Source organism: Micromonospora sp. NPDC050276, from assembly GCF_044459545.1.
Classification (GTDB): domain Bacteria; phylum Actinomycetota; class Actinomycetes; order Mycobacteriales; family Micromonosporaceae; genus Micromonospora.
On record NZ_JBITJA010000004.1, the window covers coordinates 265,763 to 288,616 of the forward strand.

General features: G+C 72.8%; 18 protein-coding genes and 1 pseudogene. 8 read left to right on the plus strand and 11 right to left on the minus strand.

Going from position 1 to position 22,854, the window contains the following annotated elements; all coding sequences use genetic code 11:
- Window positions 1-82 precede the first annotated feature (82 nt).
- From ACIBF8_RS10140 to ACIBF8_RS10150, 3 genes and pseudogenes are all read left to right on the plus strand, one after another.
- Window positions 83-1,156 (plus strand): LacI family DNA-binding transcriptional regulator, encoded by a 1,074-nt coding sequence (locus ACIBF8_RS10140; RefSeq protein ID WP_396782100.1) that lies wholly within the window; start codon window positions 83-85, stop codon window positions 1,154-1,156.
- Window positions 1,153-2,172, plus strand: a complete 1,020-nt coding sequence (locus tag ACIBF8_RS10145; protein ID WP_396782102.1) for a phosphotransferase family protein — start codon at window positions 1,153-1,155, stop codon at window positions 2,170-2,172. Before ACIBF8_RS10140 ends, ACIBF8_RS10145 begins: the two co-directional genes overlap by 4 nt.
- Before the next feature lie 72 nt (window positions 2,173-2,244).
- Window positions 2,245-2,370 (plus strand): annotated as a pseudogene (locus ACIBF8_RS10150) (GNAT family N-acetyltransferase); the annotation flags it as partial.
- A 48-nt stretch (window positions 2,371-2,418) separates the two neighbouring features.
- Here the strand turns inward: ACIBF8_RS10150 and ACIBF8_RS10155 are convergent.
- Both ACIBF8_RS10155 and ACIBF8_RS10160 read right to left on the minus strand, forming a co-directional pair.
- Complete coding sequence (locus ACIBF8_RS10155; RefSeq protein WP_396782104.1) at window positions 2,419-3,702, minus strand: MFS transporter; 1,284 nt, start codon at window positions 3,700-3,702, stop codon at window positions 2,419-2,421.
- A gap of 129 nt (window positions 3,703-3,831) precedes the next feature.
- On the minus strand, window positions 3,832-4,392 hold the full coding sequence (locus ACIBF8_RS10160; protein ID WP_396782106.1) for an NADPH-dependent FMN reductase: 561 nt from the start codon (window positions 4,390-4,392) through the stop codon (window positions 3,832-3,834).
- A 139-nt stretch (window positions 4,393-4,531) separates the two neighbouring features.
- Here ACIBF8_RS10160 and ACIBF8_RS10165 point away from each other — a divergent pair, with 139 nt between their 5' ends.
- The gene (locus tag ACIBF8_RS10165; protein WP_396782108.1) at window positions 4,532-5,005 is read left to right on the plus strand and encodes a MarR family winged helix-turn-helix transcriptional regulator; all 474 of its coding nucleotides are present in this window, start codon (window positions 4,532-4,534) and stop codon (window positions 5,003-5,005) included.
- A gap of 11 nt (window positions 5,006-5,016) precedes the next feature.
- Here the strand turns inward: ACIBF8_RS10165 and ACIBF8_RS10170 are convergent, their stop codons facing one another.
- From ACIBF8_RS10170 to ACIBF8_RS10200, 7 genes are all read right to left on the minus strand, one after another.
- On the minus strand, window positions 5,017-5,517 hold the full coding sequence (locus ACIBF8_RS10170) for a DUF1772 domain-containing protein (RefSeq protein WP_396782110.1): 501 nt from the start codon (window positions 5,515-5,517) through the stop codon (window positions 5,017-5,019).
- Between the two features lie 49 nt (window positions 5,518-5,566).
- Window positions 5,567-7,405 (minus strand): IucA/IucC family protein, encoded by a 1,839-nt coding sequence (locus tag ACIBF8_RS10175; RefSeq protein WP_396782112.1) that lies wholly within the window; start codon window positions 7,403-7,405, stop codon window positions 5,567-5,569.
- Window positions 7,402-7,980 carry a GNAT family N-acetyltransferase gene (locus ACIBF8_RS10180; RefSeq protein ID WP_396782114.1) on the minus strand — a complete coding sequence of 193 codons (579 nt, stop codon included), beginning with the start codon at window positions 7,978-7,980 and terminating at the stop codon, window positions 7,402-7,404. The genes ACIBF8_RS10175 and ACIBF8_RS10180 overlap by 4 nt, the downstream gene beginning before the upstream one ends.
- Complete coding sequence (locus ACIBF8_RS10185; RefSeq protein ID WP_396782482.1) at window positions 7,977-9,254, minus strand: lysine N(6)-hydroxylase/L-ornithine N(5)-oxygenase family protein; 1,278 nt, start codon at window positions 9,252-9,254, stop codon at window positions 7,977-7,979. The genes ACIBF8_RS10180 and ACIBF8_RS10185 overlap by 4 nt, the downstream gene beginning before the upstream one ends.
- Before the next feature lie 89 nt (window positions 9,255-9,343).
- Window positions 9,344-10,882 carry a pyridoxal phosphate-dependent decarboxylase family protein gene (locus tag ACIBF8_RS10190; protein WP_396782116.1) on the minus strand — a complete coding sequence of 513 codons (1,539 nt, stop codon included), beginning with the start codon at window positions 10,880-10,882 and terminating at the stop codon, window positions 9,344-9,346.
- 98 nt (window positions 10,883-10,980) lie between these two features.
- Window positions 10,981-11,841, minus strand: coding sequence for a siderophore-interacting protein (locus ACIBF8_RS10195; RefSeq protein WP_396782118.1), 861 nt, complete (start codon window positions 11,839-11,841; stop codon window positions 10,981-10,983).
- A 4-nt stretch (window positions 11,842-11,845) separates the two neighbouring features.
- Entirely contained in the window at window positions 11,846-12,877 is a 1,032-nt protein-coding gene (locus ACIBF8_RS10200; RefSeq protein ID WP_396782120.1) for an ABC transporter substrate-binding protein, read from the minus strand.
- Window positions 12,878-12,950: 73 nt separating this feature from the next.
- Between ACIBF8_RS10200 and ACIBF8_RS10205 the strand changes: the two genes are divergently transcribed.
- The 4 genes from ACIBF8_RS10205 (at window position 12,951) to ACIBF8_RS10220 (ending at window position 18,082) form a co-directional block, all read left to right on the plus strand.
- On the plus strand, window positions 12,951-14,063 hold the full coding sequence (locus ACIBF8_RS10205) for a FecCD family ABC transporter permease (protein ID WP_396782122.1): 1,113 nt from the start codon (window positions 12,951-12,953) through the stop codon (window positions 14,061-14,063).
- 67 nt (window positions 14,064-14,130) lie between these two features.
- Window positions 14,131-15,159: a FecCD family ABC transporter permease gene (locus ACIBF8_RS10210; RefSeq protein ID WP_396782124.1), complete on the plus strand. Its 1,029-nt coding sequence runs from the start codon at window positions 14,131-14,133 to the stop codon at window positions 15,157-15,159.
- Between the two features lie 29 nt (window positions 15,160-15,188).
- Window positions 15,189-16,013 (plus strand): ABC transporter ATP-binding protein, encoded by an 825-nt coding sequence (locus tag ACIBF8_RS10215; RefSeq protein ID WP_396782126.1) that lies wholly within the window; start codon window positions 15,189-15,191, stop codon window positions 16,011-16,013.
- The gene (locus ACIBF8_RS10220) at window positions 16,010-18,082 is read left to right on the plus strand and encodes a penicillin acylase family protein (RefSeq protein ID WP_396782128.1); all 2,073 of its coding nucleotides are present in this window, start codon (window positions 16,010-16,012) and stop codon (window positions 18,080-18,082) included. Before ACIBF8_RS10215 ends, ACIBF8_RS10220 begins: the two co-directional genes overlap by 4 nt.
- A 61-nt stretch (window positions 18,083-18,143) precedes the next feature.
- Here the strand turns inward: ACIBF8_RS10220 and ACIBF8_RS10225 are convergent, their stop codons facing one another.
- Together ACIBF8_RS10225 and ACIBF8_RS10230 are read right to left on the minus strand one after the other, a co-directional pair.
- The gene (locus ACIBF8_RS10225) at window positions 18,144-21,857 is read right to left on the minus strand and encodes a S8 family serine peptidase (protein WP_396782130.1); all 3,714 of its coding nucleotides are present in this window, start codon (window positions 21,855-21,857) and stop codon (window positions 18,144-18,146) included.
- Window positions 21,858-22,228: 371 nt separating this feature from the next.
- Entirely contained in the window at window positions 22,229-22,837 is a 609-nt protein-coding gene (locus tag ACIBF8_RS10230) for a bifunctional 4-hydroxy-2-oxoglutarate aldolase/2-dehydro-3-deoxy-phosphogluconate aldolase (RefSeq protein WP_396782132.1), read from the minus strand.
- Window positions 22,838-22,854: the final 17 nt, after the last annotated feature.

Below are 22,854 nucleotides of genomic sequence, written 5' to 3' on the forward strand. Positions count from 1 at the left end.
CCTGCGGGAAAGGGCTTTCTCTGCGGTACGGTGACGCTAGCCGGCACGACGAAACGCCGTCAACAGATCGAGGGGGCGGGCCATGGCGACCCTGTCCGATGTGGCCCGCCGGGCGGGCGTCTCACCCGCCACCGCCTCCCGCGTCATCAACGGCAGCAGCAAGCCGGTCACCGACGAGCTGCGTGAGCGGGTGCTCGCCGCCGTCGCCGAGTTGCAGTACGTGCCGAACGCGCACGCCCAACTGCTGGCCCGCTCGCACCGCAGCGCGGTCGGCGTGATCGTGCACGACGTCTCCGACCCGTACTTCGCCGAGATCACCCGTGGCCTGCAACGGGTCGCCACCGACCAGGGTCGGCTGCTGATGATCTGCAACAGCTACCGGGACCCGGACCGCGAGTTGGAGTACGTGGAGCTGTTGCGCGGCCACCAGGTGGCGGCGCTCATCCTGGCCGGCTCCGGCTACCACGACGAGGCGTTCACCCGGCAGCTCAACGAGAAGCTCGCCGCGTACGAGGCCACCGGCGGGCGGGTGGCGGTGATCGGCCGACACGAGCACTCGGGCGATGCGGTGATGCCGGACAACCGGGCCGGCGGCTACCTCGCCGGGCGGGAGCTGTGCGGTCTGGGGCACCGGGCGATCGGCGTGGTCGCCGGCCCGCGCATCCTGACCACCACCACCGACCGGCTCGCCGGCCTCCGGCAGGCCCTCACCGAGCAGGGCCGTGAGCTGCCCGAACGGCGCATCCGGTACGCGGAGTTCGACCGCGACGGTGGCGCCGAGGCGACCACCCGACTCCTCGACGCCGACCCGGATCTGACCGCGATCGTGGCGCTCAACGACTCGATGGCCATCGGCGCGCTCGCCACCCTGCGTACGCGTGGGCTGGCCGTGCCGCAGCAGATCTCGGTGCTGGGTTTCGACGACATGCCGATCGCCCGGGACGTGACCCCTGCGCTGACCACCGTGCGACTACCCTTGGTCGACATGGGAGTGCGGGCGATGTCCCTGGTGCTCGGCGTCGGTGCCCCGACGCCCCGGGTCGAGGTGCTCCCCGCCGAGCTGGTCCGCCGCGACACCGCCGGCCCCGTCGCACAGCCCACCCGCGCCACCGCGGGCTCCGCGCCGCGCGCCCGGCGAGGTGACACCTCGTCATGACCGGCGCCAGCCCGACCCAACGGCCCCTCACCGGCGCCGATGTGGCGTACCTGGTGGGCGCGTCGTTCGGTTCGCACACCCGGGTCCGGGACGCCGGCCCGCTGGCCGGCGGCGGGTTCGCGACGGTCTGGTGGGTGCTGCTCGACGACGACCGTCGGGTGGTGCTGAAGCTGGCTCCGCCGGCCGGTACGCCGCTGTTGCGCTACGAGCGCGGGCTCTGCGCCGCCGAGGAGCGGTACTTCCGGCTCGTCGCGGAGCGGGCGCCGCAGGTGCCCGTCCCCCCGGTGCTGTGGCACGGCACCGACCCGGCGTACGGCGAGTGGTTGATCACGGCGATGCTGCCCGGCCGGTCGCTGTTCGACCTGGCCGAGGCCGGTGTCGCGGTCGACGACGGTCCGGCGCGCTACGACCTCGGGGTGGCCCTCGCCACCGTGCACCAGGTGACCGGTGACCGGTTCGGGTACGACGGCGACCGGGCCGCCGGGCCGACCTGGCGGGCGGCGTTCACGGCGATGCTCGACGAACTGCTGGCCGACGCGGCCGACTGGGACGTCCGACTGCCGGTGACCTCGGACCACCTGCACGCGCTGGTGGGGCGACACGCCGATGTGCTGGACGAGGTTCGCCGCCCGGCGCTGCTGCACTTCGACTGCTGGGACGGCAACGTGCTGGCGGCGCCCGACCCGGACGGCCGGCTGCGGCTCTGCGGCCTGGTGGACGGCGAACGGTTCTTCTACGGCGACCCACTGCTGGATCTGGTGTCACCGCTGCTCTTCCGGCGCGTCGAGGACGAGCCGGAGCACCCACTGCTGCGCGGCTACCAGTCCGCCGCCGCCGAGCCGCTGGTGCTGGACGCGTCGGCACGCCGCCGGCTCGGTCTCTACCGGTTGCACCTGTACCTGCTGATGACGGTGGAGATGCCCAGCCGCGGCATGACCACACAGACCCACCCCGGGCGGTACGCCCGGCTGGCCGCCCTGCTCGACGAGGAGATCGCCGCCCTCGGGGCTGGCTGACACCGAATCTCCGTTGCCGGTGGGCGGCCACCGTTCGTAGCCTGCCCTGCGTGCGGATTCGGGAGTTCGTCGAGCAACCGGTTCGCGGTGCGGTTGTACCGGCGGGAGGGCTTCGAAGTGGTCGGCACCGTGCCGGGCGCGTTCCGTCACCCCACCCTCGGCCGGGTCGGCCTGCACGTCATGTACCAGGAGTTCTGACCGCGCCGATCCGCCCAGTCAGGATGCCCTGGTGGTCGCCGGCGCGCCTCAACCACCGACGGTGCCGCCGGCGGGGGCCGCGTGCAGCCCGGGCCGCGCAGCGGAGGGCTCGGAGCCGGCGCGGCGGATCGGGGTGAAGAGGCCACCGGCCGCGACGAGTAGGCAGCCCGCGCCCGCCACCAGCATCACCGCCTGCGCGCCGTAGCGGCTGGCGGCCCAGGTCAGCACGACGGCACCGGCCGGACCGAGGGCGTAGTGCGTGCTCCAGAACGCCGACGTGACCCGACCCAGCAGGTGATCGGGGGTGATCTCCTGGCGCAGCGACATCGAACAGATCCCACCGACGCTGAGGCAGCACAGGTACACGGCGGTCAACACGGTGAGCGCCGGCACGCTCGTGGCGAGCCCGACGCCCGCCACCGCGAAACCGCAGATCGTGTGTGCGCCGATCCAGGTGGCGCCGAAGCCGCGACGGCGACGCAGCGGGGCCACCAGCAGCGCGCCGGCGACCGTGCCCAGCGCCGCCACGCCGAGAACCGCGCCGACGGTGCCCTCGGATCCGCCGAGGTCGTGCGTGACGTGGTAGATCAGCACGTCGGTAAAGCCGTAGGTGAGGAAGATGAAGACCGACAACAGGACGGTCAGCGCGCGCAACACCGGCTGTCGCCACAGGAACCGCGCTCCGGCCAGGAACTCGGCCACCGGGCGCTGCCGGGCCACCCCCTCGTCGACCTGGACAGGGCGCAGTCGGATCAACCACAGGCCGGCCGCGGAGAGCACGAAGCTCGCCGCGTTGACGGCGACCGCGGTCGCCGGGCCGAAGCGGGCCGCCACCACACCGGCGAGCAGCGGCCCGAGGACTGCCGCCGCCGCGTACGTCGCCTGCAACCGGCCGTTGGCCTCGGTGATCCGGTCGGCGTCGACGAGGTTGCGCACCGCGGTCACGGCGGCGACCTGGAACACCATGCCGGCCGCCTCGCAGATCGGCAGTACGACGAAGAGCAACCAGACCTGCGGGCCGGCGAGCCACGCCAGTGGCACCAGGCCGTAGAGCACCAGCCGGGTCAGGTCCGCGACGATCATCAGCGTCCGGCGGTCGTACCGGTCGACGAGCACCCCGCCGAAGATCCCGGCGACGACGGACGCCGCACCCGCGACGGCGGTGAGCAGCCCCATCTGTGCCACCGACCCGGTCGCCTGGAGCACGAGCAGCGGCACCGCCAGGTAGGCGAACGAGTCGCCGGCCGCCGAGAGCGACTGCGCGACCCAGTACGTGGCGAAGCTGCGGTCCCGCCAGAGCCGCGCTCGACCAGCGGTGGCAGATCGGCTCATCGCGCCAAGGGTAGTGAACGCGCCCGTCCGACGCTGGCCGTGGCGCGTCGACCGCACCATCCGGGCTGCCTGGACACCCGGAAACGGCCGCGGGAATCCCCGCGACCGTTTCCAGAAAGTGCGAGACGCTCAGCCCTTGCGCAGCGGCGCGAGCGCGGTGCTCCAGGCGACCACCTGGTCGAGCGTGGTGGTCAGCGAGTCCTGGTGGAACTGGTTGGGCTTGAAGACGCTGAAGTTCTCGAAGTCGGTGAAGAGCGACAGCGCGACCTGCGAGCGCACGTCGGCCATCTGCAGCTCGCCGGAGATCAGACGCAGGTGCTCCACGGCGCGCGTACCGCCGACCGAGCCGTAGCTGACGAAGCCGACGGCCTTGTTGTTCCACTCGCCGTAGAGGAAGTCGATCGCGTTCTTCAGGGCGCCCGAGGTCGAGTGGTTGTACTCGGGGGTGACCATGACGAACCCGTCGAACGAGGCGATCGTGTCGGCCCACCGCTTGGTGTGCGGCTGGGTGTACTGGCCCATCGAGGGCGGGTACGCCTCGTCGAGGTGCGGCAACTGGTAGTCGAGCAGGTCGATCAGCTCGTACTCCGCGTCGGAGCGCTGCTTGGCGATCTCGAGCACCCAGCGCGCGACGGCCTCGCCGTTACGCCCCGGGCGGGTGCTTCCGAGGATGATCCCGATCCTGGTCATGTGTGTGGCGCCTTTCAGAGGTCCCTGCCTTGACGCCGGAACGCTAACCGGAGCTTGATTGGTCAAGCAAATATCTGCCCTATGGGCGTGATCACACAGGGGGTAAGCATTTGCTCGGTCAAACAAGTATGATATGAGGATGTCCATGCCCTCCGCAGCGACTCCGCAACCGCTCACCCCGGATGAGGAAGCCCTGGTCCGCGCCCTGGGCCAGGTGATGCACATCCTGCCCCGCGCGATCGACGCCGACATGGTCGCTGACCGTCAGCTCCCACTCACCGAGTACACCGCGCTGATGAACCTCTCCGAGGCACCGACCCGGCGGATGCGCATGAACGAACTCGCCGCGCTCTGCCACCTCTCGCTGAGCGGCATGACCCGCACGATCATCCGGCTGGAGACGCAGGGTCTGGTCCGGCGGGAACGGTGTGCGGAGGACGCCCGCGGCTGGAACGCCGTCCTCACCGACGCGGGCTTCGCCCGCCTGGAGGAGTCCTGGCCCAGTCACCTGGCTGCCGTCCGCCGCCGCTTCCTCCAGCACTTCGCGGGCTTCGACCTCGCCCAGTTGGCCCGCGCGTTCCAGCGGGCCGGCACGGCAGAGACGACCGACTGAGCCGCGACCGCTCAGCCGGAGTGCCGTCCGGCCACCACCAGGGCCCAGGCCAGCAGCCCGAACGCGCCTGTCGACGCGACGGCCCGGACCACGTTGGCGCGTACCCAGGTGGCCTCGAAGCGCTCCCGCAGGGCCGCGAGGTCGGTGACCCCGTCCACGTCGCCAGCGCGGGCCAACACGTTGTTGAGCGGCACGTTGACCACCCCGGTGACACCGAGCACCACCAGGTAGAGCAGTAGCGCGGCGACGACCCACGGCAGCGCCGCCCGGCGGTCGCCGCTCAGGTGCAGCCCCGCCGCCAGCACCGTGAACAGCAGCGCACCCCCGAAGCAGACCGCGAACCACCCGTTGAGGATGGATTCGTTGATCCGTTGCATGGCGAGCACCAACGTCCGGTCGTCGGCGCGGCCCAGCCCTGGCATGACCGCGTACGCGAATGCGGCGAACAGCCCGGCGGTCAGGCCGGTGGTCAGGGTGGCGGCGAGCAGGCTCACCGTACTCAGCAATCCCATGGCCCCCATTGCACCCGCTGGCGCATCTCCTGACCAGACCCGAGAACGATCACCGGGCCGGGGCGTGGGCGGCGAGGGGGTTGGTGAGGGTGCCGACGAACTGCAGAGCCGCCGACGGGTCGGCCAGGTCGATCATCTGCTGGTTGTCCCGCAGCTGCAGCCGGTTGAGGCAGGACAGGGTGAACTCCGGGGCGAACAGGTCGTAGTGGCGGACCCGCTCGGCCAGGTGCGGGACCCGGTCGAAGTAGTCGGCGGCGCAGGCCGCGACCGTACGCCAGAAGTCGTCCTCGGCGAGCACATCGGCCTCGACCAGGACCGCGTTGAGGTGCCGCAGGAAGCAGTCCACCACGTCGGTGAAGATGGTCAGCAGCTTGGTGTCGTCGGGCACCTCGACGCGGATCCGCTCCACCGCCGCCGGCAGCTCGACCTCGTCGCTCATCACCGCGATCTCCTCGGCGATGTCCTTGAAGATCACCCGCTGGACCGTGTCCTGCTCGTCGAGGACCAGGATGACGTTCTCGCCGTGCGGCATGAAGGCCAGGTCGTGGGCGTAGAAGCTGTGCAGCAACGGAGTCAGGTAGGCGTCCAGGTAGCGGCGCAGCCACACCTCGGGTGCCAGGCCGGACCGGGCGATCAGCGCCGCCGCCAGTGAGCTGCCGTCGCTGTCGACATGCAGCAGCGCGGCCATGGTGGACAGTCGCTGCCCCGGCGCCAGGTCGGGCACCGGGCTCTCCCGCCACAGGGCGGCCAACATCTTCCGGTACGGGGAGGTGCGGTCGGTCGCCGCCTCGTACTGCCGGTGCCGGTAACCCACCGCGGCCCGCTCCCGGATGACGGTCAGGCCGGTGCCGGTCAGCACCTCGTCGCCGGCGATCAGGTCGGCCAACCAGTCGTTGATCGCCGGGGTGGCCGCCATGTACGCGGCCGACAGCCCCCGCATGAAGCCCATGTTCAGCACCGACAGCGCGGTCTTGACGTAGTGCCGACCCGGCTCGCTGACGTTGAAGAAGGTGCGGATGGACTGCTGGGCGAGGTACACGTCCGGCCCAGGGCCGAGGTGCACCAGTCGGCGCTCGGCCAACTCCCCGGCGAAGGTGACCGCCAGCTTGTTCCACCACTGCCACGGGTGCGCCGGGATCAGGTGGTAGTCGGCGAGGTCCAGCCCGAGATCGGCCATCGTGGACGCGAACCGGGCCCGGGTCTCGGCGTCCAGCTCGCTCTCGATGAGCGCGTCGTAGTCGAGGTCGGCGGCGCTGCTGAACGTCGAGTGGTCCCGGTGCGCGGCCAACCACTCCAGCCGCACCGGCGCGGCGGCCTCCGGGGCGTACCGGTGGTACTCGTCGACACCGAAGCCGAGCCGGCCGTTGTTGGCCACGAAGCAGGGGTGCCCCTCGGTCATCGAGGTCTCGATGGTCTGGAAGTCCGCCTCGGCCAGCTCGGCGGCGCTCGGCGCGGCCTGGGCCAGCTTGTACGCCGTACCCGCCAGCGTCGAGGTGATCTCCTCCAGGTAGACCGGGAGCACCCGCGCGGAGAGCCCGAGGGTGTCGCGCAGTTCGACGATGAGATCAACCGCGTCCGGCGCCAGCGACGTGCCGTCGCAGTGTCGGGTGATGCTGTCCGCGTCGATCTGCCAGTGCGCCAGGGCGAGCACCCGCGCCGCGAACCGGTAGCTGACCGTTCCGTCGTCGCTGCGGACCTCGTACCACTGCCGGTCGTCGGGGCCGGACACGGCCTGCGGGGCGAGCAGCCGCTCGTGGGTGAACTCCGCGAGCGCCTTGCGGACCAGCAGCCGGTTGGCCCGGGCCCACCGCTGCGGGGTGAGGTGGCCGACCGGGTCGCCGGAGGCGGCGGGAACGGACGTCGTGGGGGAAACGGCGGTGGCGGTCACGCCTGGGCTCCTTCAGAAACGGTGGCGGCGGCCTGGAACTGGGCTCGGGTGCAGACGCTGAGCAGCGCGTCCTTCTCCGGTTTGGCGATCGGGCCGACGACCTCGAACCCGACGGCGGCGTTCAGCGCGTGCACGGCGGTGTTGCGCACGTCCGGTTCGACCACCACCCGTCGGGTCGTCGGGTCGTCGAAGAGCCACGCCATGACGGCGCCGATCACCGCCCGGGTGAAGCCGTGCACGGGCGTGTCGACCGGTGCGCAGAGGAAGTGCATGCCCACGTCGCCGGGCTGGTGGTCGTACAGGCCGACCAGCTCGACGTGGGCCGGGTCGTAGCGTTCGGCGAGGAAGGCGGGTCTCCCCCGCCACAGCCCGAGGTACGCGTCGTGGTGCGGGTGCTCGGCGATCCGCCGGTACTCCTCGGCCACCTGGGCCTCGTCGGCGTCCTGCATCAGCCAGAACGCCGCCTTCGGGTGGGTCACCCAGGTGTGCAGCAGCGCGGCGTCGGCGGCCGGGTCGAGCGGCCGCAGTGCGAACTCGCCGAGCCGGTCGTCGACGCGGGTGAAGACGGTGGTCACGACGACACCCCGAACTCCTGGAAGGTGATGCTCTTCTCGATCGGGTAGTGCTCCCGGCCGAGCAGCTCGCGGATGATCCAGGAGTTGCGGTAGGCGCCCATGCCCAGGTCCGGGGAGGTGATGCTGTGCGTGTGAGTGCCGGCGTTCTGCAGGAAGATGCCCCGCCCACTGTGGTCGATGCTGTAGTTGCGGGCCACGTCGAAGCGGCCGTGCGCGTCCCAGCGGATCCGGTCCCGCACCGGGCTGAGGAACTCCGGCACCCGGTAGTGGTAGCCGGTGGCCAGGACGAGGCCCTCGGTACGCAGGGTGAGGTCTCGCTCCTGCTCCACCTGCCGCAGCCCCAGCGTGTACTCGCCGTCCTGGTAGCCGGCGCTGACCAGTTCGGTGTTGGTGAGCAGGCGGGTGTTGACCGGCCCGTCGACGCTGTGCGCGTAGAGCAGGTCGAAGATGTCGTTGATCAGGTCGGCGTTGATCCCCTTGAACAGGCCCTTCTGCTCGGACTCCAGCCGGTAGCGGGTCGCCTCCGGCAGCGCGTGGAAGTAGTCCACGTAGTCCGGTGAGGTCATCTCCAGCGTCAGCTTGGTGTACTCGAGTGGGAAGAACCGTGGTGAGCGGGTCACCCAGTTGAGTTGGTAGCCGTACCGGTCGATGTCACCGAGCAGGTCGTGGTAGATCTCGGCGGCGCTCTGCCCGCTGCCCACCACGGTGATGCTGCGCTTGGTGCGCAGCGCTGTGCGGTGCTCCAGGTAGTGCGAGTTGTGTACGGCGTCGCCGGGCAACTCGGCGACGGCCGGCGGCAGGTGCGGCGGGGTCCCGGTGCCGAGCACCAGGTGCCGGGCTCGGTATTCGACGGTCTCCCCCGCGCCCGCGCTGGCCCGCACCACGTACCGCTCGTCCGCGGGGTCGTACTCCACGCTGGTCACGGTCTGACCGAAGCGCAGGTTCGGCAGTTTCGCCGCCGCCCACCGGCAGTACGCGTCGTACTCGCTGCGCAGTGGGTAGAAGCTCTCCCGGATGTAGAACGGATAGAGCCGGCCGATCTCCTTGAGGTAGTTGAGGAAGGAGTACGGCGATGTCGGGTCGGCGAGGCTGACCAGGTCGGCGATGAACGGGGTCTGCAACCGGGCCGACTCCAGCAGCATGCCGGGGTGCCAGGCCAGGCTGGGCCGGGCCTCCAGGAACACCCCGTCCAGCTCGTCGATGGGCGCGGTGAGGCAGGCCAGGCCCAGGTTGTACGGGCCCAACCCGATGGCGATGAAGTCGTGGGTGGACATCGGGGTCTCCAGGCGCGGGTTCGTGGTCACCGGCGTCAGCCGACGGGGCAGGTTCATCGGCGTCAGCCGACGGGGCAGGTTCATCGGCGTCAGCCGACGGGGCAGGTCAGGTCGGCGGCGACGTGGTCGTGCACGTACCGGCCGGCGTGGGTGGCGATCAGGTCCAGCACGTAGCCGACGTCGTCGACGGTGGTGGCCGGATTGAGCAGGGTGAACTTCAGGAAGTGCCGACCGTCCACCCGGGTCCCGGCGACCACGGCGAGACCGGATGCCGCGAGGGCCTCCCGGGCGTGCAGGTTGGCGGCGTCGGCCAGCTCCCGACCGGAGCCGGTGGGCAGGTAGCGGAACACCACGGTGCTCAGCTCGGAGCGCGTCACCACCTCGAAGCGCGGGTCCTCGCTGACCAGTTGCCAGGCGTCGGCGGCCCGGTCGACGACCTCGTCGAAGAGCGTGCCGAGCGCGTCCGGGCCCATCACCCGCAGGGTGAGCCAGAGCTTCAGCGCGTCGAAGCGGCGGGTGGTCTGCAGGCTCTTGTCGACCTGGTTGGGGATGCGCTGCTCCACCATCCGGGCCGGGTTGAGGTAGTCGGCGTGGTAGGTGACGTGCCGCAGCGTCCGCCGGTCGCGGACCAGCAGCGCGCTGGAGCTGACCGGCTGGAAGAACGACTTGTGGAAGTCGACGGTCACCGAGTCGGCCCGCTCGATGCCGTCGAGCAGGTGCCGGCGCGTCGGTGAGACGAGCAGCCCGCAGCCGTACGCGGCGTCCACGTGCAGCCAGACGCCGGCCGCCGCGCAGATCCCGGCCAGCTCCGTGAGCGGGTCGATCGAGCCGAAGTCGGTGGTGCCGGCGGTGCCGACGACGGCCATCACCACCAGTCCGGCCTGGTGGCACCGGGCGATCTCCTCGCGGACGGCGGCCGGACGAAGCCGTCGCCGGGCGTCGGTGGGCACCGCGATCACCGCGTCCGGGGCGAGGCCGAGCAGCTTGGCCGACTTCTGGACGCTGAAGTGGCCGGCGGCGGAGGTGAGCACGCGCAGCCGGGGCAGCAGCTCCGCGCGCGCCGCCGGGCCGATCGCGTCGACGCACGCCTCCTCCCGGGCCAGCAGCAGCGCCTGGAGGTTGGACTGGCTGCCGCCGCTGGTGAAGATGCCGTCCGCGTCGGGGCCGAGGCCGATCCGTTCGGCGGTCCAGTCGATCAGCCGGCGCTCGATGAGGGTGGCCCCGGCGCTCTGGTCCCAGGTGTCCAGTGAGGAGTTCACGGCGGTGAGCACCGCCTCGCCGAGCAGCGCCGGAATGGCCACCGGGCAGTTGAGGTGGGCGAGGTAGCGCGGGTGGTGGAACCAGACGGCGTCGCGCAGGTAGACGTTCTCCAGCTCGTCCAGTGCGGCGCCGGTGTCGCCCAGCGGCCGGTCCAGGTCGACCCGGTCGACCAGGGGCGCCAGCTCGGCAGGGGTGATTCCGGTGCCGGGACGATCCACGGCGGCGACCCGGCGGGCAACCCGGTCGACGCCGTCGGCGATCGTCCGGCGGTACTGCTCGACCGAGCCGCCGTGCAGCAGCTGGGCCCGCGCGGCGGTGGACGCCGGTGGCGGCGCGATGGTCTCGACGGGGTACGTCGGCACGGTCACGGGATGTCCTTCCACGTTCTCGACGAGGGCAGCCGGAACCCGGCCCCGGCGCGGCGGTGCGCCTCGGGGCAGTGCTGCCGATCGGATGGGGTCGCCAGTCAGGCGGTGGCGCCGGCCAGCGCCTCGGCGCGCAGATCCTCCTCGGAGAGTCCGCGTCGCCAGTAGCCGGCGAAGGTCACGCGGCGTCGGTCGAAGCCGCGCTCACCGAGGAGGTGCCGCCGCAGCGCCCGCACCACGCCGGACTCGCCGGCGATCCAGGCGTACGGGGTGCCGCCCGTGGGGAGCCGGGCGGCACGCAGGGCGCTGACCAGCAGGTCACTGCCGGGCGGGGTGCTGCCCCGTACGATCCACCTGATCTCGGCGTCGGCCGAGGTCGGCAGGTCGGTGATGTCGGCGGCGTCGGGCACCTCGATCCAGGCGCGGACCCGGGTGCCGGCGGGGAGCCAGGCCAGGATGCCCTCGGTGGCCGGCAGGGCGGTCTCGTCGGCGGCGAGCACCACGAGGTCGGTGCCCTCCGGCGGGCGGAAGCAGACGCTGCGGTTGTCGAGCACCGCCGGGCCGAGCAGCAGCACCCGGTCGCCGGGCCCGGCGAGGGCCGCCCAGCGGGAGGCGGGGCCGCCCTCGCCGTGGCTGACGAAGTCGATGTCGACCTCGGTGTCGGCCGGGCGGTGCTCCCGGATGGTGTACGAGCGCATGACCGCCCGGACGTCGGCCGGCAGTGCCCGCCAGCTGCCGAACCAGTCCTCGCCCTGCTCGACCGGGACCACCGGGGCGTCCTGCCCGGGGTGCGGCAGGAACAGCGACACGCTCTGGTCCCGGCCGCCACCGGCGAAGTCGGCCAGCTGCGCGCCGCCGAAGGTGACTCGGATCAGCGAGGCGCCGACCCGGCGGGCCCGGACGACGTGCGCGGCGTAGAAGCGGTACTGCAAGGCGATCGGTGCGGTGGCGCTCGTCCTCATGGCGTCAGCTGACCTTCTTCGCGTTCCGGATGGCGGCGGCGAGGTTCTCCAGCAGCGGCGCGGAGCCGGCGTACGAGAAGCGGGGTACCGCGTCCCAGGGGCTCACCTGGTTGGCCTTGACCGCCGGCAGTTGCTGCCAGGTCGGCTTGGCGGTGAGGTCCTTGGCCTGCAAGGCGGTGCTGCGGTTGTCCAGCAGGATCAGGTCGGCCGGGAACTTGCCGGCGCTCTCCCAGCTCAGCGCCTCGAAGTAGTCGCCGGCTTCGAGCTTGGTGGGGACCACGATGTCGACGCCCAACTCGGCGAAGTACATCAGGTCGGTGCTGACCTTCGGGTTGGAGACGTAGAAGAGGTCGGGGCTGCCGGAGCAGGCCATCACCTTGATGCCGGGGTTGGCCTTGACCGCCTGGCGGACCGCGTCGGCGGCGGCGTCGAAGCGGGCCTTCGCGTCGGTGACCTTCTTGGCGGACAGGTCCGCGCCGAGCGATTCGGCCAGTGCCGCGTACCGCTCGATGGGCTTGATCATCGGCACCCGGGCGGTGGTGATCGCCACACTGGGCGCGAGCGGGAGGATCTTGGCCTTGCTCTCGTCCGGGACGTACCAGAGCGCGTCCGGGTCGTACATGTGGGTGACCAGCAGTTCGGGGCGCAGGGCCGCGTACTTCTCCAGGCTGAACTCGCCCCACACGTTGCCGAGGATCTCGACCGCCTCGACGTTCAGGTCGCCGGCCTGTGGGTCGGCCGTACCGTCCGTGCGCTTGGTCTCCCCGAACACGCCCACCAGCTGCTTGTCGAGACCGAAATCGATCAGAGCCGCCGCCACGCCGGTGAAGGCCACCACGCGGGTCGGACGGGCCGCCGCCTCGACCTTCGTGCCACGGTCGTCGGTGAACGACCAGGGGCCGCTTCCGTTGCCGGCGGCGGGCTTCTTGGTGTCGTCCTGGCCACAGGCGGCGAGCAGGGTGGCCAGCGTGGCGGCGCCACCGGCGGCCAGGAGGCCACGGCGGGAGAGGCGACGAGCGGACAGGGCATCGGGCATGGTGTTGTCTTTCGATCAGGGGTTGGCCGGTGTCGACCGGGGCAGCGGGGTTAGGTTAGCCTAACCTCGGTCATTGTCAACAGCGGTTCGCCGTGTCGCCACCACCCCGGAGCCCACACTGGACGCCACACCCACCGTCACCCGACCGGCACGGCCCGCGCCGGCGAGGGGCACGGCCGCACCCCCGAGCCGGCGTGGCCGTCGGGCGGCCCGCGCCGCCGGCCTGGTCATCGCCGTGGCACTGCTCGCGGTGATCGTGGTGCTCAGCATCGCGGTCGGCGCGAAGGCCATGCCGCTCCCCGACGTCTGGTCCGGGTTGCTACACCGCGACGCCAGCGAGTACGCCGTGGTGCACCGGATGCGCCTGCCCCGCACCCTGCTCGGGCTGCTCGCCGGGGCCGCCCTCGGGGTGGCCGGCGCGGTCATGCAGGCCCTCACCCGCAACCCGCTCGCCGATCCCGGCCTGCTCGGCATCAACGCCGGCGCGTCCGCGGCCGTCGCCACCGCCGCCGCGTTCCTGGGCGTCACCGCCGTCGGCGGGTACGTCTGGTTCGCGCTGCTCGGCGCGGCGGTCGTCACCGCCCTCGTCTACGCCATCGGCGGCGGACGGGGCGCCACCCCGGCCCGACTCGCGCTGGCCGGCGCGGCGCTCAACGCCACCCTCTACTCGTACGTGAGCGCGGTGATGCTGCTGGACACCGCCTCGCTGGAGCGGCTGCGATTCTGGACGGTCGGCTCACTCGCCAGCGCGGACTCCGCGACCGTGAGCCGCGTACTGCCGTTCATCCTCCTCGGGCTGCTGGTCGCGCTCGGCGCCGCCCGCCCGCTGAACGCGCTCGCGCTCGGCGATGACGCGGCGCGGGCCCTCGGCGCTCGACCCGCGCTGATCCGCGCCGCCGTGATCATCGCGGTCACCCTGCTCTGCGGTGCGGCGACCGCCGCGTGCGGCCCGATCGTCTTCGTCGGGTTGCTGGTGCCGCACCTGGTCCGCGCCCTGACCGGCCCGGACCTGCGCTGGCTGCTGCCATACTGCGCGGTGCTCGCGCCCGCCCTGCTGCTCGGCGCCGACGTGCTCGGCCGGGTGCTGGGGCGGCCCGGGGAACTCCAGGTCGGCATGGTGACCGCCGTGCTGGGCGGTCCGCTCTTCCTGTGGCTGGTCACCCGTCGACGGGTGGCCCAACCGTGAGCGAGCGAACCAACAAGCTCAGCAGCGTGGCCGGTCGCGCCGGCGCGGAGCGAAGCGGAGCGGTGGCATGACTGTTCTGCGTACTCCTGGCGGGTTGTCGGTGCGGTTCCGCCCCCGCGCGTTGGGCGTCGGGGCCGGTGCGGCGCTGCTCGCGGCCGGGCTCGGCCTGGTGGCCCTGGGCAGCGGTGACTACCCGATGGGGCCGGCCGACGTGCTACGCACGCTGACCGGCGGCGGCACCGCGGCGGAGCAGTTCATCGTGCACGAGCTACGCCTGCCCCGGCTGGTCACCGCCCTGTTGGTCGGTGCCGCGCTGGCCCTCGCCGGCACGGTGTTCCAGTCGCTGGTCCGCAACCCGCTGGGCAGCCCGGACATCCTCGGCTTCACCCAGGGCGCGTCGACCGGCGCACTGGTGGTGGTCGTCCTCGGCGGCAGCAGCCTGGCCCTCGCGGGCGCGGCGGTCGTCGGTGGGCTCGGCACCGGCCTGATGATCTACGCGCTCGCCTGGCGGCGCGGAGTGCACGGCTACCGGCTCATCCTGGTCGGCATCGGCGTGGCCGCGATCCTGACCGGCGTCAACGGCTACCTGCTCACCCGGGCGCCCCTGATGGACGCCGCCCGCGCGGTGCTCTGGCTCACCGGCAGCCTGGACGGGCGGGGCTGGGCCAACGCCGGGCCGCTGCTCGCCGTCCTGGTCGTGTTGGCGCCGCTGGTGCTCGTCGTCTGCGCCCCGGCGCTGCGCACGATGGAGCTGGGCGACGACGCGGCCAGCGCCCTGGGCGTGCCGGTACGCCGGCTGCGCCTGGTGCTGCTCGCCGCCGCCGTGCTGCTGGTCTCGTTCGCCGCGGCGGCCGCCGGACCGGTGTCCTTCGTGGCGCTGGTCGCCCCGCACCTGGCGAAGCGGTTGACCCGGGCACCGGGGCCGAACCTGCTGCCGTCGATGACCGTCGGCGCGGCGCTGCTGGTCGGGGCCGACCTGCTGGCGCAACGCGCGTTCGCCGGGCACCAGCTTCCGGTCGGCGTGGTGACCGGCGTGATCGGCGGCGGCTACCTCGTCTGGCTGCTGGCGATGGAACGCCGGGCGGGCCGGCTGTGAACACTCGTGACGCCTTCGAAGGAGCACCCATGCGACCCGGCGATTCCCGGCTCGGCGGCACCGCGCTGACCCTCGCCTACGATCAGCGCACCATCGCCGAGAACCTGACCGTGGCGGTGCCCGACAACTCGTTCACCGTGATCATCGGCCCGAACGCGTGTGGCAAGTCGACGCTGTTGCGTGCGCTGTCGCGGATGCTGCGCCCCAGCATCGGCGCGGTGCTGCTGGACGGACGGGACATCCACGACCAGCCAGCCCGCAAGGTGGCCCGTACGCTCGGCCTGCTGCCGCAGTCGTCGATCGCACCGGACGGCATCAGCGTCGCCGAGCTGGTCGCCCGGGGCCGCTACCCGCACCAGGGGCTGCTGCGGCAGTGGTCGCGCGAGGACGAGCGGGTGGTCGAGGAGTCGATGGCCGCAACCGGCGTCGACGACCTCGCCGATCGGCCGGTGGACGAGCTGTCCGGCGGGCAGCGGCAGCGGGTCTGGATCGCCATGGCGCTGGCCCAGCAGACGCCCCTGCTGCTGCTCGACGAGCCGACCACGTACCTCGACATCGCCCACCAGATCGAAATCCTGGACCTGTGCGCGCGGCTGCACGAGGAGCAGGGCCGGACGCTGGTCGCGGTGCTGCACGACCTGAACCACGCGGCCCGCTACGCCACCCACCTGATCGCCATGCGCGACGGCCGGGTGGTGGCCGCCGGGGAGCCGGCGTCGGTGGTCACCGCCGACCTGGTGGCGGAGGTGTTCGGGCTGCCCTGCCGGGTGATCGACGACCCGGAGACCGGCACCCCGCTGGTCGTCCCCGCCGCCCGACGCCGCGCCACCACCCTGGCCCCGGAGCCGGTGTGAGTAAGCGCAGCGAGCCAACCGGCACCGCCCAGCGTTTCCGGGACCCGTGGGGGGTGCCGCACCTGCGGGCCGACGACCCGCTCGCGCTGGCGGCGGCGCAGGGCCGGGTGACCGCGTACGACCGGGCCTGGCAGATCGAGGTGGAACGGCATCGCGCCCGAGGCACCAGCGCGGCGTTCCTCGGTCCCGACGCGCTCGGCTGGGACCGGCTCGTCCGGCAGGTCCGGCTCGACGACACCGCCCGCCGCTGCCACGCCGCGCTCGACCCGGCGACCGCCGAATGGGTGGGTGCCTACGTGGACGGGGTCAACGCCGCTCTCGCCGCCGGGGCGGCCCGGTCGCCGGAGTTCACCGCCACCGGGCTGCGCCCGGGCCGGTGGGAGCCGTGGACGCCGCTCGCGGTCTGGCTGGGCCACCACATCCTGTTCGCGGGCTTCCCCGGCAAGCTCTGGCGCGAGCACGTGGCACAGCGACTCGGCCCGGACGCGGTCGAGGCGTTCGCCACCGACGGCCCGGCCGTCGCCGGCAGCAACGGGTGGCTGCTCGCCGCCGAGCGCACCGGCACCGGGGCCGCGCTGCTCGCCGGCGACCCGCACCGGTTCATCGAGGATCCCGGCGTCTACCAGCAGATCCGGCTGGCCTGCCCGGAGTACGACGTGGTCGGCCTGGCGGTGCCGGGAGTGCCGGGCATCGCGCACTTCGGGCACACCGGCGCGGTGGCCTGGGCGATCACCAACGCGATGGCCGACTACCAGGACGTGTACGCCGAGCGGCTGCGCCGCGACGGCCCCCGGGTGCAGGCGCTCGGTCCGGACGGCTGGCGGCCGGCGCACCGCCACGTCGAGACGATCGAGGTGGCCGGGGCGGACCCGGTCGAGATCGAGGTGGTGGAGACCGACCGCGGTCCGGTGATCGCCGGAGGGCCGGACGACGACACGGCGCTCAGCCTGCGCTACCCACCCCGGGTCCGTGGCGACCTCGGCTTCGCGACCCTGCCGGAGCTCCTGCGCGCCCGCACCGTGGCCGATGTGGACCACGCGCTGCGGCACTGGGTGGAACCGGTCAACGTGGTGCAGGCGGCGGACACCGCCGGAGGACTGCTGCACCGGGTCGCCGGGGCGGTGCCGGTGCGGCACCCGGACAACGGCCGACGGGTGGTCCCCGGGTGGGACGCCGCGCACGCCTGGCAGGGCTGGTACGCGCCGATGCCGCGCGCCGAGGTGACCGGTCGGGCGGTGATGGCCAACGAGCGCGGACTGGCGGCGCCGCTCGGGGTGGAGTTCGCCCCACCGCACCGGGCGCACCGCATCGCCGAGCTGCTCGACGCCGGGTCGGGCTGGACGGCCGACGAGATGGCCACCGTGCACACCGACACGTACCTGGCCGCGGCCGGGCCGCTGCTGGCGGTGCTGGCCGAGTCGACGGGGCTCGGCCCGGCCGCCTCCGCGCTGCGCGAACAGCTGCTGAGCTGGGATCGCCGGATGGCCGCCGACAGCACGGACGCGGCGGCCTTCGCCATCCTGCGGGCCGCCGTCGTACGCCGGATCGCCGCCCACCCGGCGCTGGCCGCGCTGGACGAGCCGCCCGCGTACCCCGAGGTGTTCGCGCCCTGGCTGGCGCTGACGCCACGCGTCGGCTACGCGCTGGAGCACCTGCTCGGCGCGACCGGACTGCCCGGTGTGGACATCGCCGCGCTGGTCGGCGCGGCGGCCGAGGAGGTCGCCGACGCGACGGCCGGGCAGGTGCCCTGGGGGGACCTGCACCGGCTGACGCCGTGGCGGGCCCTACCCGACCCGGACGCCGGCCCCGGCCCCCGACTCGACGGTGACCACGACTGCGTGCTGGCCACCTCCAGCGTGCCCGGGGTCACCCACCGGTGCTTCCGGGGGCCGGCGGCGCGTTTCGTCTGGGACCTGGCGCGACGGGAGGACAGCCGCTGGGTGGTCCCGCTGGGCGCCTGCGGGGTGCCCGGCGACCCGCACCACGACGACCAGAGCCCCGCCTGGCTGGCCGGACAGCTGCTTCCGGTGATCACGGACTGGGAGCAGCTGACCGAGGAACGGGACTGACGCGAGCCGGCCGCCGCCGGGATGCCCGAGGCACCCCGAACGGCGGCCGGCCACGGTGGCGTCAGCGCAGGCCGAACGCCCGGTTGATGCGCTGGCTCACCGTGTTGCCGGCGGTGTCCCGTGCGGTGGTGCGCAGGCTCACGAAGCTGGCCTTCGCCGGTGCGGCGAGCGAGGTACGCCAACCGTCGCCGTGCCGGGCCAGCCGCTGCTTCTGCCAGGTCTTGCCGTCGTCGTAGGACACCTCGACGGTCACCGCGCCGACCGACGTCGTGACACCGGGCAGCTGGGAGGCGACCACGGTGAGTGGCGCGCGCCGCGACGCCCTGCCCTCGCGGTCGATGTCCAGGTGGTAGTCCAGCTGGATCATCGGCAGCACCTCCGACGACTCCTCCCCCGTGGCCGCCGAGCTGAAGCCCCACTCGGTGCGGGTCTGCCGGGAGTACGGGTTGGTCCAGGCCGCCCGGTCGTTCTCCACCACCAGCCGGTACGGCAACCGCTGCTCCGCCAGGCCGGAAACCTGGAGGTACTCGGCGTTGCCCCAGTTCAGCTCCTTGTCCCCCTGGTAGAGGGTGGTCCGGTTGACCATGTCGAAGTTGGCGTACGCCTCACCGATGTGCCCGCCCCCGTCGCCCCACCCGGGTGCGGGAAGGTAGACGGTGTCCAGGTACCGGACCGGCACGTAACTCCCACCCATCCGGGGGCGTTGGATCGGCCCGAACCAGGTGACGCTGCTCGGCTTGCCCGCCGGGTACGTGGTCACCGCCTGCAGGTGCTGACCGGTCTCACCGGCGATGAACGCGTCGTCGATCCACCGCTGGTCGGCGCTCACCCAGTCGGTTCGCCGGCCCTGCGCCGGGGCCGACTCCTGGTTGCTCGACGCCCAGCCGCGCCAGATGTCGGTGCGGAACTCCAGCGCCTTGCCCTGCCGGTAGTTGCGGAACTCCACGTCGACCCGGGCCAGCTGCCGCTTCGTGGGCCGGTAGGTGGGGTCGGCGGGCACCGTGCCGGTCCAGTGGTGCGCCACGTCGTACAGGTAGGTGGTCTCCGGGTGCGACTCGACCGACAGCCGCACCGGGCCGCGCTCCACCGCGGCGATGAGCTGCGCGCCCTCGTCGGCCGTGAGGGTCGCGACGGTCACCGGGGCCGGGCTCTCCGGGCCCCACACATACTCGTCCCACGGCTGGAGCCGACCGACGCCGTCGTTGACCACGAGCAGCAGCTTCGCCCCGGCCGCCGCGGCGGCCTGCGCCTGGGCGGCGATGTCCACGCTGTCACTGCGCCGCACCACCACGGCCCGGTCCCGGACCGGCCGCTTGGTCAGCGCCGCCGCCGAGGCGTCGGCGACGTAGACCGCGTCCAGCTGGCGACGACCCGCCGGCAGCGCCGGGGTCGCCCGCTTCACCAGCAGATCGTCGTACGACCGGTCGCCCGTCGAGACGGTCAGCGCCGGCTGCTCCAGCCGCCACCGGGCGCCGAACTCGAACTCGCCGTCGGTGACCGCACGGCTCGTCGGCAACGCCCACATGCTGTCGTACGAGTCGTCGGGCAGCACCTGACTCTCGGTGAGGCTGGCCCCGAAGGACCGGTGGATGTCCATCCGCAGCGACGTGGCGGTGGCCTCCTGCGGCACCTTGGCCTGCACCTGCCGGGCGGCCCGGGCGTCCAAGGTGACGGTCCGGTCCCGGTCCAGGTGGACGTCGGTGAAGCTGAGCATCGCCATGCCCTTGGAGTGCGGCCCGTGCGTTCCACGCACATCCGCGGAGATCCAGCCGTTCCAGCTCGCCACCGGCAGCCGCAGCGTCGCGGTGCCACTCTCGGGCAGGTCCACGGCGGTGAACAGGCCGTCGGCGGTGAGGATGACCTTGCCGACGAGCGGCTTGCCGTCCCGGTCCTTGGCGACCATGGTCAGGTTCTGCCGCTGGCCCTCCTTGGCGGCACCGATCAGGGTGCGACCACGCACCGCACCGGCGTCATCGGTGGCGACGATCATGCCGCTGACCTGCTTCTCCACCGGCAGCTTGTCGTACGCCGCGGTCACCGTCACGGTGGCGGTGCCGCCCGCCGGCACGGTGACCCGGTCGGCGGAGAGGGCGAAGAGGCCGGCCGGCGCGCTGGCCGCGTCGAGGGCCAGTTTCAGGGCGACCGGCGCGCCGCCGACGTTGGTGTAGGTGACGGTCCGGTCGACGGTCATGCCCGGCTGCTGCGGCCACGCCTGGAAACCGGAGTAGGCGCTCGGGGTGGCGAAGACGGTGGCGTGCGCGGCGGCGACGGCGTCGACCCGGCCAGCCCCCGCCTGGTACGGGGTGTACTCAGGGGTGGCCTTGACCGTGCTGACCAGCGCCTCCTTGATGCGCTGACCGGTCCAGTCGGGGTGCGCGGCGGCGACCAGCGCGGCCGTGCCGGCCACGTGCGGGGTGGCCATCGACGTGCCGCTCATCAGCGTGTAGTCACCGGAGCCGCCACGCACCAGGTGGGAGCGGGCGGCCAGGATGTCCACGCCGGGCGCGGTGATCTCGGGCTTGAGCCCGCCGTCGCCGGCCCGCGGGCCCTGGCTCGAGAAGTCGGCCAGGTGATCGGTGGCGTCGACAGCGCCCACGGTGAGCGCGGAGTTGGCGGCCCCCGGGCTACCGATGCTGGCCGGGCCGCCGTTGCCGGCGGCGATCACGAAGAGGGCGCCGGTCTCGGCGCTGAGCCGGTCGACCGCCTGGCTCATCGGGTCACTGCCGTCGGTGGACTCGCCACCCAGGCTCATGCTGACCACCCGGGCCTTCTGCTCGCGGGTCGCCCACTCCATGCCGGCGATGATCCAGGAGTCCTGCCCGCTGCCCTCGCTGTTGAGCACCTTGCCGATGTGCAGCCGGGCGCCGGGGGCAACACCCCGCTCGGCACCACCGGACGCGGCGCCTGTGCCGGCGATCGTCGAGGCGACGTGCGTGCCATGCCCCTTGTAGTCGAGGATGTCGGGCTCTTCGGGCACGAAGCTGCTCGACGCGGCGATCTGCCCGGCGAGGTCCGGATGCTCCTCGTCCGCCCCCGAGTCGAGCACCGCGACGTCGACACCGGCGGCGGTGTTGCCCTCGGCCCACAGCTTCGGCGCGCCGATCTGCGCGGTGGACTCGGCCAGGTCGGCGTGCACCCGGCCGTCCAACCAGACCTTGGCGATGCCGTTGGCCAGGGTCGGGGCGTCGCCCGTCCGGCGGCTCGAGCCGGCGGTGAGCGCGGTCCAGAACCGCTCGGCGGTGGCACGCTGACGGGTCAGCGCCGCGCCCTGCACGCTGTCCAACGGTCGGACCAGCTGGGCGCCGTCCACCGCCGGGCGGGTGCGGTTGCGAGCCGCCGCGTCGGTCATCGTGACGATCAGCGGAAGCACGTCGGTGTGCGCGTCGTCGTAGCCGTCGGCGATGAGGTCGGTGACGTTGAACAGTTGCCGGTCCAGCAGACCGCTGGTGACATAGGACAGCGCCGCGTCCGGGTAGACGTAGGTGTCGCCGTCGCGCACGGTGCGGTGGAAGCTCGGGGTGCTGCCGTCCGGCCGGCGCACGGTCGACACCGTACTCCCGTCGGCCGCGGTGGTGACCGTGACCGTGTCACCGGTGATCAGGGTGACGGTGGACGCACGTCCGGCGGCGGCCGGGGGTTGGCCCGCCGAGCGGTCGGGGCTGTTCGGCGGGGCGGCGGCCGCGCCCGCACCGGGTGGGGTGAACCCGGCCGCCAGGGTGAGGGCGGCGCCGAGGGCGATCAGCCCGGATCGGCGGCGCCGGTGGGACAAAGCCACGATGACCTCTTTGTGTCGAGAAGTGGTACGCAGCACAGCATCGACGCAAAGCCCACCCCAACCACACTCCGCACCCCCGACGCACTTACGCCATGGCACAAACCCGCCACCCCACCCCCCGCCTACGCCCCACCCGCCCTCCCCGCCCCTCCCTCCCGCCCGCCCTCCCTCCCGCCCGCCGATCTTGCACTTACGGATGCCGATGCATCCGGATCCGCGACTTTTGTCGGGACAGGAAGTGCAAGATCGACGGCGGAGGATGGGGGCGGGGGGCAGAGGGGCGGGGGGAGGGCGTGGGGTGGGTGGGTTAGTCCCTGTCGCTCCGCTGCGCGAAGCGGCCCTAATCGGGAGGAAGTAGGTCTATCTCCGAGTTAGGGGGTGGGGCGGGTCAGGTCGGCCAGGGCGTCGAGTTGGGTGGGGTCGGAGAGGGCTGAGCCCACCGCCACCACGCGTACGCCTGCCTGGAGGAACGCGCCCGCGTTGCTGGCGTCCAGACCGCCGGTCGCGACGAAGCGCAACTGTGGCAGCGGGCCGGCCACGGCCTTGAACCAGGCCGGCCCGAGGGAGATCGCGGGGAATGCCTTGAGCCAGGTGAGGCCGTGCCGCAGCGCCTGCTGCGCCTCGGTGGGGGTGGCCACGCCGGGCAGGTGCGGCAGACCACGCGCCGCGGCGGCGTCGGCGACCGCGAGGTCCAGGCCGGGCGCGACGGTGAACCGGGCGCCCGCGTCGGCCGCTGCGGCGACCTGTTCGACGTCGAGCACGGTGCCGGCACCGACGATCCGGTCGCGTTCGGCCCCCGCCTCGACGGCGGCCCGCAGCGCCGGCACCGCGTCGGCGGTGGCCACCGGAACCTCCACCACGTCGATGCCGAGGTCCCAGGCACGCTCGGCGAGCCGAACGGTTTCGTCGACCGGCAGGCCGCGCAGGATCGCCATCACCCGGGCGCCGCCGAAGATGTGGTCGAAGTCCGGTGTGGTCATGGTGCACTCCATCCGAG

What these genes read in the sequence shown, in the direction of transcription:
- ACIBF8_RS10155 (WP_396782104.1), bottom strand. Translation starts at nt 3,702, where the DNA reads ATGAGCCGATCTGCCACCGCTGGTCGAGCGCGGCTCTGGCGGGACCGC.
- ACIBF8_RS10230 (WP_396782132.1), bottom strand. Translation starts at nt 22,837, where the DNA reads ATGACCACACCGGACTTCGACCACATCTTCGGCGGCGCCCGGGTGATG.
- ACIBF8_RS10160 (WP_396782106.1), bottom strand. Translation starts at nt 4,392, where the DNA reads ATGACCAGGATCGGGATCATCCTCGGAAGCACCCGCCCGGGGCGTAAC.
- ACIBF8_RS10195 (WP_396782118.1), bottom strand. Translation starts at nt 11,841, where the DNA reads ATGAGGACGAGCGCCACCGCACCGATCGCCTTGCAGTACCGCTTCTAC.
- ACIBF8_RS10145 (WP_396782102.1), top strand. Translation starts at nt 1,153, where the DNA reads ATGACCGGCGCCAGCCCGACCCAACGGCCCCTCACCGGCGCCGATGTG.
- ACIBF8_RS10165 (WP_396782108.1), top strand. Translation starts at nt 4,532, where the DNA reads ATGTCCATGCCCTCCGCAGCGACTCCGCAACCGCTCACCCCGGATGAG.
- ACIBF8_RS10210 (WP_396782124.1), top strand. Translation starts at nt 14,131, where the DNA reads ATGACTGTTCTGCGTACTCCTGGCGGGTTGTCGGTGCGGTTCCGCCCC.
- ACIBF8_RS10185 (WP_396782482.1), bottom strand. Translation starts at nt 9,254, where the DNA reads ATGTCCACCCACGACTTCATCGCCATCGGGTTGGGCCCGTACAACCTG.
- ACIBF8_RS10140 (WP_396782100.1), top strand. Translation starts at nt 83, where the DNA reads ATGGCGACCCTGTCCGATGTGGCCCGCCGGGCGGGCGTCTCACCCGCC.
- ACIBF8_RS10215 (WP_396782126.1), top strand. Translation starts at nt 15,189, where the DNA reads ATGCGACCCGGCGATTCCCGGCTCGGCGGCACCGCGCTGACCCTCGCC.
- ACIBF8_RS10200 (WP_396782120.1), bottom strand. Translation starts at nt 12,877, where the DNA reads ATGCCCGATGCCCTGTCCGCTCGTCGCCTCTCCCGCCGTGGCCTCCTG.
- ACIBF8_RS10170 (WP_396782110.1), bottom strand. Translation starts at nt 5,517, where the DNA reads ATGGGATTGCTGAGTACGGTGAGCCTGCTCGCCGCCACCCTGACCACC.